This is a genomic window from Veillonella sp. oral taxon 158, from assembly GCF_018376515.1.
Lineage (GTDB): Bacteria > Bacillota > Negativicutes > Veillonellales > Veillonellaceae > Veillonella > Veillonella rogosae.
The window spans coordinates 234,606-243,856 of sequence record NZ_JAHABE010000001.1 but is presented as its reverse complement, the minus strand read 5'-3'; the positions used below and the strand labels follow the sequence as shown (position 1 = coordinate 243,856).

Here is a 9,251-nt window from a genome sequence, read left to right as displayed (position 1 = left end):
ATTAGTACCTCGTGATTGATTGCGAATTTGATACTCTAATCTTATCACTTGTACTAATATGGATTTTTTATGTGTTCAGTTTCAATTTACAACTAAGCAATTTTTATAATAAATATAAAATTAAATACATTTTACGAAGCATAAATTATAGGTGTTATGTCCTATATAAATTAATACTATATAAAAAATACAGTAGTATTTATTAGTACGAATTTAACTCATCAATTGCTCTTGAACCTTATACATACATAATGCAGCTGCTACACTTACATTTAATGATTCCATATCTCCATACATAGGAATCATGATGCGATTAGTGCAAAGATTCATCACCTCTGGTGTCACACCATTACCTTCGTTACCTAATACTAACATAGTTCGTTTAGCATAATTCACAGAATGATAAGGCTCTGAATCTTCTAAAGCTGTAACATAAGTAGTCATATTTGATTCAGCCACAATATCATGTAACATAGACAAAGTAACATCCTCGTATAAAGGTATTTTATGTAAAGCACTCATTGTACTACGTACCGTTTTATCATTAAAAGGATCTACAGTACCTTTCATCAAAAATATACCTTTTACACCTGCCGCAACAGCAGTTCTAATAATGGTACCTAAATTACCAGGATCTTGAACACCATCTAATGTAATATATAGTCCATCCTCGATAGAAACACTTTCAATATTGTGTTTAGGTTTTGATACTATGGCCACAACACCTTGCCCATTTACAGTATTATCTATTTTATCAAACACAGGATCTTGAACTATATACGTATGTGCAGATTGAACAGAATCTAAGGTTAATAAATCTAATACATTTTTATCTTGTGCTTTAGACTCACGAATAACAACTGTTTTGACTGCACCCATAGCTGCAATATCACGTATAGAGCGGATGCCTTCAACAATATACTCCCCACTTTTTTGACGATTCTTACGCTGACCTAAAGCGATAATGTGCTTTATAGTTTTATTATCTTTCGATTGGATAAATTCCATACTAACTCCCGCTTTGTTGATTACTCCAGAGATTATAAAAGGCACCTTTTGAATTGATAAGTTCTTCAAAAGATCCTTTTTCTATTATTTTACCATATTCCATATACACTATTTTATTAGCATCCTGTACCGTAGAAAGTCGATGAGCAATGCTTACAATGGTTTTGCTACCACGAATATTTTCAATACTAGCTTGAATTTGTTTCTCCGTATGACTATCAATATTGGCTGTAGCTTCATCTAACAATAAAATAGGTGTATTTCTTATTAGAGTGCGTCCAAATGCCAATAATTGCTTTTGTCCATCAGATAACAAGGAACCTAAATAACCTACAGGTGTATGATAACCCTCTGGCAATTGTTCAATCATACTATCTAAATTTACCTGTTTCGCTGCAGCTACCATATCATCATATGAAATAGAAGTATCAAAAAGTGTTAAGTTATCCTTTATAGAACCTTTAAATAGATACGCTTGCTGGAAAACATACCCCATCAAATGACGCAGTACGGAACTATCATAATTTGCAATATCAATGCCATTGATATAGATTGCTCCCTTAGTAGGTTTATAGAGCCCCATTAACAAGGATAAAAGCGTTGATTTACCACTACCTGAAGGGCCTACGATGCCTACAAATTCACCTGCCTTAATGCTTAACGTAAAGTCCTCTAATGCGTATACATCGTTATTGTCATAAGAAAACCATACATGTTCAAAGTCAATAGATTCTATATGTTTAAATTCACGAGGAACTTCATTGGCGATTTGACGATCCTCTTCCTCTAATAAAGGAACTAATCTTTCCGCCCCAGCTAATGCACTTTGTAGAGAATTATATTTATCAGCAATTTCTTTTAATGGTTGGAAGAATCGATCCATGTATTGGATGAAAGCAAAAACAGTACCAGCATCGGCCACCGAATCTATTACATTTGTAGTAGTAAAAATTACGATTAGTGCCACAAAGAATAGACCATCTACGAGCGGTCTAAAAATAGAAAACGTAGTAACTTCAAAAAGGCCTGCTTCTAAAAAGCCTTTATTAACCGTATTGTAACGTTCTTCGATGTCTTTTTCACCGCCATAAGATTTGACAATGACTATGTAGTTTAATAGCTCTTTAATGCTCGCATTAGAGGCCGCTACAGATCGGCGAACTTGACGGAATGCTTTACGAGAAAACTTTTGGAATACCCAAATAATTACGCCCATTATTGGTAATAAAATCGTCATGATAATTGCTAAAGGTACATTAATAGCATACATGAATCCTAAAATACCGATGATCATTAAACCGCTACTCGCTAAATTCAGTAATACATCTGTATATAAAGTGCGCAATGACTCTACATCATTTGTGATACGAGTCACCCAATTACCAATGGGTAATTTATAAAACTCATCATGGGACTTATGAAGTATCTTTTGAAATATAATGGCACGTATATTATAAATAATCTTTTGTCCAAAGCTTTTCAAAAAATAATTTTCTACAAATATACATAACACACTACCAATAATAGTAAGACCATATATTACAGCATAATATTCGATAACATTAATATCATTAGTAGCAAAGCCGAGATCAATAACTTGCTTAGTTAAATAAGGTCTTAAAAGCAAAAGTATTAAATTGCCGGCTAGCGCAATGGTAGCTAACAATAAAATACCCAAATAAGGCTTAATATACGCAGTTATATAGGAGAATAAAGCCCAATCATTTTTTAAATTACGCTTTTTCATGATGAGCCCCTCCTTTCTGCGCTTCATATAAGGTGAAATATAAGCCCTTATTAGCTAATAATTCTTCATGAGTACCTTCTTCTACAATACGACCCTCATCAAATACAAGGATTTTATCTGCTTTCTCTATAACCTCTAAACGCTGTGAAATACATAGAATAGTTTGATCTTTTACATTATTTAAAGTATCTAATATGGTTGTAACTGTTACAGCATCTAAAGCAGAAAAACAATCATCTAGCAATAAATATGGTGCATTTTTGTAGAAACCACGTGCCATATTAATACGTTGCTTTTGTCCACCTGATAAGTCTTGACCTTCTTCAGCTAACTTATGTAAATCATTGTTTAGCAAATCGCCCAAATCTCTGTATAAATCGGCCTTTTTCGCTGCCACTTCCACAGTTTCGTGCATAGGTAACTCTTTACCAAATTTTATATTATCTGAAATGGTAGTACTTAATAAGTAAGATTGAGTTGGTACATAGGCAATGGAATTCCGAAGTTTCGCTAATGGTATATTCGTCAAATCTTGATTGCCAAAATAGATAGATTTTTCAGGACATTCTTGTAATCCAATTAGCAATTTAAATAAAGTACTTTTACCAGAACCTGGTTTACCCACTAACCCGATAAAAGAACCTTTAGGTATGGTGGTAGTCACTTGAGATAATGCATGACCTTTAGAGTTTTCATAATTAAAATCTAAATAGCGAACGTGAATATCTTCAAGGGCTAATACGTCTACACTATCCTCTATTGTTTCAGTGGGCAACTGCATAAAATCCATAATGCGATCTAAGGAGGCTAAACCTTTTTGAACAATTGAAATAAGACCACCAAAACCAATTAACGGGCCTACAATCAACATGATAAACGAGTTGATGGTTACAAACTCACCTATAGTCATTTTGCCTTCTACAGCTAAGTGCCCACAAATAAAGATGCTTATACTAATACAAATGAACGGAGCAATTCTTGTTAATGGTGTTAATATAGCATCTAACAAGGCAACGTCCATATTTTTCTTATAGTTAAGTTTATTGATTTTTTCAAAGGACTTTGAAATGATGCTTTCACGATTAAATGCGCGAATAACATCAATTCCCTGAAATAGTTCTTGCCCAAACTCTGTCATATCACTATATGTAGCTTGAGCACTACGTTGTTTAGCTCTTAATTTTCTACCTAATACAAAGATTGCAACGATAATAAAAAATATAGGTGTCATGATTTTAAAAGCTAACACACCATTTATCTTTTGAATTAAAATTATAGATCCTACAATGGAATAGAATACAATATCTACTACTATCATTACGCCTAAACCAAGTGCAACGCGTAATGATGTAACATCATTGGTCATAAGCGCCATAACCTTACCTGGCCCATTAGATTCATAATAAGTGGTTTTTACTTGCAAAGCTTGGCTACATAGAATTTCACGAAAAAGATATTCCATACGTCGAATAGAGCCTAATAAGGTTCTACGAGAGATTACCTTTAAAATAGTAATAATGATAAATAACAAAATAAAATAAAAAATATAATTCACTAAACCTTCTTTATTATTGCTCAATGTATCTATGGCATTGCCGATAAATTGAGGTACAAATAAAAAAGCTACATCTATAGCCATCAGCATTATTAAACCAATGGCATATATCCACCCCTCACGGCGGAAAAATTGCATAAATAAATTTATAGGTTTCATAGGCCCTCTCAAACACACTATGTTTTTAAATATTAGATACCTTAATAGTGATTTACTACTAATTGAATAGAATAAAAATTCGAATCATAAATTAGTATATATAAATTAAAGTAATATTGATGTAAATGTACTCTTTATAGTATACACATTTTTCGGCTATTCATTAATACACCTATACGTATAATTACACTATATCGAATTTTTTAGTTTACTTATAGTAATGTAAGTGTTATACTATGCATAGATACAAAACGTATCTTTAATAAATTGGAATTAAAACTCTTAGGAGGAATACAACATGGAAAAACGTACTGGCGTAGTAACATTTGCAGGTGGCCCTATCACATTAGTTGGTCCAGAAGTTAAAGTAGGTCAACAAGCTCCAGACTTCACAGTAATTGGCAATGACTTACAACCTAAAACATTAAAAGATTTCGAAGGTAAAGTAAAAGTTATCTCCGTTGTTCCTTCCCTTGATACAGGCGTTTGTGACGCTCAAACTCGTTGGTTCAACCAAGATGCAACTTCTCTTTCCGAAGACGTTGTAGTATTGACAGTATCTATGGACTTGCCATTCGCTCAAAAACGTTGGTGTGGTGCTGCTGGCGTAGATAAAGTTATTACTTTATCCGACCACAGAGATGCTTCCTTCGGTGAAAACTATGGTTTCTTGATCGAAGAACTTCGTCTTTTATCTCGTGGTGTTGTAGTAATCAACAAAGACAACAAAGTAACTTATGTTGAATACGTACCTGAAGTAACTCAAGCAGTTAACTTTGACGCTGCATTAGAAGCTATTAAAGCTGATATCTAATTGTTAGATTATTAATTCGTTTATATTATATAGACGTTAAAAAGACCGTACGGTGTACGGTCTTTTTTATGTGTTGTGTTGTAATTATATTTTAATTGGAGTATTTATGTGGATTCGTATTTCTCGTCTTCTATTAACCATTAAAAATATTGCCCTTATAGGTGTGGGCATTGGTCTATGCATTGCAATGATTAATAGTTTAATAAACTTTGGTTTCATTGCGTGGGCTAATATTCAAGGCTATAGCACATATGATTTATTGATTGAAGAATTAATTACCTTCTTCCTTTACTTTGAGTTTATTGCACTCATCGTAAAGTATTTTAAGAACAACTTCCATTTCCCTCTTGATTTCTTCTTATATATTGGCATTACTGCATTAGTTCGGTTACTCATTATAGATCATGAATCGGCTTTAGATATGTTATTATGGTCTATTTCTATTTTTGTATTAGTATGTTGTTTAGTATTAGTAGAAAGATTCCTTAATAATAAAGGATAATATTATATATTTGTTCGTCTATATATAAAGACCATATTATAGTTCTAATGAAAAAGAGACTTTACCTATTGGTAGAGTCTCTTTTTCATTTTCATGTTATATGATTTAAATATGGCCTACTATCTTAGAATATATTTTTAGCGTAATTAGCGTATTTAGCCTCTAGTTCTTCCATTTTATCATTCATTTCAATTTGTAATTTAGACGCTAAGTCATATTCACCAGCATTTAAAGCTTCTGTTAAACGCGTGAATAAAGATTTGCGATCATCACTATCTTTAGCAAGGTAGAAACGTAAATCGTTAACTTCAGCAAAACGTTTATCATCTACGCTGTTACGACTATCTGTGTGAATAGCAACCATATTACGAACTGCATCGAGATTATTTGGGATCAAACGATTAGCTAGAACAAGTTCCCAACGTTTTAAAATAGATGCGATGAAGGATTCCATCAAATCTTTAGCAAAAGCATCACCTTGAGATAATGTTTCTACTAATTCAGGATTGTTATAGTAACCTTGTACATTTTCCCATACAGTAGCAGGTGCTACGCCAAACATTTGATTACGTTCTTCTTGTGTGAAATCATCAAATACATCTTTTTCTGTACGGTAAGCGCGATTAGTATCAAGATAATCTGCTGATTCGCCAACTTCTTTAGAAATTTCAGCTAATAATTGAGCTTGAGTTTTACCACAAGTAATAGCATATTTCATACCATCAAAAGCAGAAACGAAAATCAATGATAATGCAGTATATGTATTAGTGTATGGATTTGGAGAACGCAATTCAAAACGTGTAGCCATTGGATTGTCGATATCGCGAATTAAACCGCAAAGAATTGTACGGTTACGATTTGGTTCGGATGGATCGGTACCAAAGGATGTTACAATACATACTGGTGCTTCGAAGCCTGGTTTTAAGCGGTTTAAAGCGTCTGTTGTGGAGCTAATGAATGGATTAATAGCCTCATAATGTTTTAAGAGACCCATAATTGCACCAATACCCAAAGAGCTACAAGCCTCTTTACGCATATCTTCTGGGCTAAATAAGTTAACTAATTTACCAGATTTAAGTTTTGCCATTACACCAAAGTGAGTATGTTCACCAGAACCAGCAACGCCGATAATTGGTTTAGCATTAAAGGTTACATCAAGACCATTTTCACGGAACACTTCACGTACTATAATTCTGGCTTGCAATTCATTGTCTGCAGTTTGTAATGGATTATTACAGAATTTCCAGTCAATTTCTAATTGTTCAAGTACAACAGCTTCATGACCGAACTCGTCAAGTTTAGCTTTAACGCCACCTACCTCTTTATGGCCCATTTCAGCAACCATGCCATATTTATCAAGACGTTCAACAGCTTGTTCTAAAGCAGTACGAACGGTGCCATGTGTACGTTGCCAATATTGTTCTTGTAATTTTTGAGATACAGATAATTCTTTCTTAGTAACTGTTCTAGCAGGCGTTTTAACCCAGAACTCTAACTCTGTAGCGGATGTAAAAATAATATCTACTACATCATCAGATTTAACATGTGGCATACCTGGCAAACCATGTTCTTTAATTAAATTTAATAATTCAGTTTTTACATAGTCACAGCTGCGTTTCAAAATAGAACGAGAATCTACGTAACGGTAATTGTGCATCAAGAAAGCAGGAATACGTAGTGTACCAGTTGGTAAGCCTGTTGCAGGATCAATATTTTCATAGTTGTAATCTACGAACCAGTTTACACTTGGGTCACCCCACATATCTACACGAGCATTATTTAATGTAGCAATATTTGTTAATACTACAGAAGAACCATCTGTTTGAACTGCACGACCTTCAAAGAAGGATTCATAGTCATCAAAGAAGGCAGACATAGGAATTTTTTCATCTGTATCATTACCTGCTAAATCAATACCTACTAGAGATACGAATTTAATTTCTGGATGCTGTTCTAATAATGCGAGTACACCTTCTTTACCGTATTGGCCTGCAGGAATATAATACAATAATTCATGATTAGTATTAGCCATATCTGTTCCTCCTAAAATAAAAAGACTCCAACAAATAGATATACGCTTACATATATCTAAAGTGGAGTCATCGTTGACTAATTATTTTGTTGAGTTCATATTATCATATGTTGAAAATATATGTCAATAAACTTCTATAGAATTTTTATCTTTTAAAAGCTATATTAGAATCAATGTATTTTCAATACAATTAGTTAGTCATAGTAAATTTAACGATATCATTAAGCAAGTAATTCTTTAACAATATTATTAACTACTTTACCATCTGCACGGCCTTTAGTTTTAGGCATAACATGTTTCATAACATTACCCATATTTACGCTGTCACCACACGCAGCTATTGCTTCTTTTACAACTGTGCGAATTTCATCTTCAGAAAGCTGTTCTGGTAAGTATTTTTGTAATACTGCCATTTCTTCTTTAACATGACTAATTAAATCTTCACGGCCAGCTTTTTCAAACTCAGCTAAAGAGTCTTGGCGAGTCTTCATTTCTTTGGCTAAAATACCAAGAATGCCATTATCATCAAGTTCTACCTTGTCGTTAATTTCTGTATTTTTAATAGCGCTATTAACCATACGAATTACAGATAAAGCAGTTTTTCCTTCTTCACGAGCTTTCATAGCCGCTTTCATATCTTCTTTTAATTGATCTTTTAAGCTCATAGTAAGCCTCCTTGTTTATAAAATAAAGAAACCCCAATTCTGGATTTCATGAAGCCATGAAAAGGCAGAATTAGGGTAATCATCTTATGCTCTGAATTTGCGTTTTCTTGCTGCTTCAGATTTTTTCTTTCTTTTTACGCTTGGTTTTTCGTAGTGTTCACGTTTTCTTACTTCAGACAAAACACCCGCTTTTTGGCAGGAGCGTTTGAATCGACGAAGAGCACTTTCAAGCGTTTCGTTTTTACCGACTTTGATTTCAGACATCTATATCCCTCCCTCCAAAAATAATCTCGGGAAGTGCTGATAATTTACATACGCACATATAATATTATATGTATAGGTATATATGTTGTCAATATTTTCCGGTATATTTTATAGGAATTTTAATAGGTATTATAAAAATAATACATTATACACAATGTTAAGCTTCTGGCCAGCCCATTTCCTCGCCACCTAATAGATGTGCATGCATATGGAATACAGTTTGACCAGCTTTACCACCAGTGTTAAAAATCAAGCGATAACCATCTTTAGAAATACCTAATTCTTTTGCTACATCACGAACAAATGGTAACAAACCTTCTACATAGTCAGCATTTTTTTCTGTAAGATGTGCAATATTAGATACATGGTTTTTAGGCACGATTAGAACATGCACCTTTTTCACCGGTTGAATATCATGGAATGCATAGAATTTATCGTTTTCTAATACTTTATTGGAAGGAATTTCACCATTAATAATTTTACAGAAAATGCAATCGCTCATAAT

9 protein-coding genes are annotated in these 9,251 nt (G+C 33.4%); 2 read left to right on the top strand and 7 right to left on the bottom strand.

The features are described from left to right. Positions 1-213: 213 nt before the first annotated feature. From KH364_RS01170 to KH364_RS01160, 3 genes are read right to left on the bottom strand one after another with little or no spacing between them, the layout of a single operon-like run. A complete protein-coding gene (locus KH364_RS01170; protein WP_054747508.1) occupies positions 214-1,008 on the bottom strand; it encodes an RNA methyltransferase in 795 nt (264 codons plus the stop codon). 1 nt (position 1,009) lies between these two features. Then, positions 1,010-2,755 (bottom strand): ABC transporter ATP-binding protein, encoded by a 1,746-nt coding sequence (locus tag KH364_RS01165; protein ID WP_273298055.1) that lies wholly within the window; start codon positions 2,753-2,755, stop codon positions 1,010-1,012. Beyond that, entirely contained in the window at positions 2,742-4,469 is a 1,728-nt protein-coding gene (locus KH364_RS01160; RefSeq protein WP_273298054.1) for an ABC transporter ATP-binding protein, read from the bottom strand. The genes KH364_RS01165 and KH364_RS01160 overlap by 14 nt, the downstream gene beginning before the upstream one ends. A 298-nt stretch (positions 4,470-4,767) precedes the next feature. On the opposite strand from KH364_RS01160, the gene tpx reads away from it, so the two are divergent. Together tpx and KH364_RS01150 are read left to right on the top strand one after the other, a co-directional pair. After that, complete coding sequence (tpx, locus tag KH364_RS01155; RefSeq protein ID WP_273298053.1) at positions 4,768-5,283, top strand: thiol peroxidase; 516 nt, start codon at positions 4,768-4,770, stop codon at positions 5,281-5,283. Positions 5,284-5,389: 106 nt separating this feature from the next. Beyond that, positions 5,390-5,785, top strand: coding sequence for a phosphate-starvation-inducible protein PsiE (locus tag KH364_RS01150; RefSeq protein ID WP_273298052.1), 396 nt, complete (start codon positions 5,390-5,392; stop codon positions 5,783-5,785). 124 nt (positions 5,786-5,909) lie between these two features. On the opposite strand, the gene KH364_RS01145 is transcribed toward KH364_RS01150, so the two are convergent. The 4 genes from KH364_RS01145 to KH364_RS01130 form a co-directional block, all read right to left on the bottom strand. Further along, positions 5,910-7,817, bottom strand: a complete 1,908-nt coding sequence (locus tag KH364_RS01145; RefSeq protein WP_273298050.1) for a glutamine synthetase — start codon at positions 7,815-7,817, stop codon at positions 5,910-5,912. 221 nt (positions 7,818-8,038) lie between these two features. Continuing rightward, on the bottom strand, positions 8,039-8,482 hold the full coding sequence (locus KH364_RS01140; RefSeq protein ID WP_273298049.1) for a GatB/YqeY domain-containing protein: 444 nt from the start codon (positions 8,480-8,482) through the stop codon (positions 8,039-8,041). An 84-nt stretch (positions 8,483-8,566) separates the two neighbouring features. Next, positions 8,567-8,746, bottom strand: a complete 180-nt coding sequence (gene rpsU / locus KH364_RS01135) for a 30S ribosomal protein S21 (RefSeq protein WP_004695751.1) — start codon at positions 8,744-8,746, stop codon at positions 8,567-8,569. Between the two features lie 157 nt (positions 8,747-8,903). Then, positions 8,904-9,248: a histidine triad nucleotide-binding protein gene (locus KH364_RS01130; protein ID WP_009351489.1), complete on the bottom strand. Its 345-nt coding sequence runs from the start codon at positions 9,246-9,248 to the stop codon at positions 8,904-8,906. Between the last annotated feature and the right edge of the window lie 3 nt (positions 9,249-9,251).

What these genes read in the sequence shown, in the direction of transcription:
- KH364_RS01160 (WP_273298054.1), bottom strand. Translation starts at nt 4,469, where the DNA reads ATGAAACCTATAAATTTATTTATGCAATTTTTCCGCCGTGAGGGGTGG.
- KH364_RS01165 (WP_273298055.1), bottom strand. Translation starts at nt 2,755, where the DNA reads ATGAAAAAGCGTAATTTAAAAAATGATTGGGCTTTATTCTCCTATATA.
- tpx (WP_273298053.1), top strand. Translation starts at nt 4,768, where the DNA reads ATGGAAAAACGTACTGGCGTAGTAACATTTGCAGGTGGCCCTATCACA.
- KH364_RS01140 (WP_273298049.1), bottom strand. Translation starts at nt 8,482, where the DNA reads ATGAGCTTAAAAGATCAATTAAAAGAAGATATGAAAGCGGCTATGAAA.
- KH364_RS01170 (WP_054747508.1), bottom strand. Translation starts at nt 1,008, where the DNA reads ATGGAATTTATCCAATCGAAAGATAATAAAACTATAAAGCACATTATC.
- KH364_RS01130 (WP_009351489.1), bottom strand. Translation starts at nt 9,248, where the DNA reads ATGAGCGATTGCATTTTCTGTAAAATTATTAATGGTGAAATTCCTTCC.
- KH364_RS01150 (WP_273298052.1), top strand. Translation starts at nt 5,390, where the DNA reads ATGTGGATTCGTATTTCTCGTCTTCTATTAACCATTAAAAATATTGCC.
- KH364_RS01145 (WP_273298050.1), bottom strand. Translation starts at nt 7,817, where the DNA reads ATGGCTAATACTAATCATGAATTATTGTATTATATTCCTGCAGGCCAA.
- rpsU (WP_004695751.1), bottom strand. Translation starts at nt 8,746, where the DNA reads ATGTCTGAAATCAAAGTCGGTAAAAACGAAACGCTTGAAAGTGCTCTT.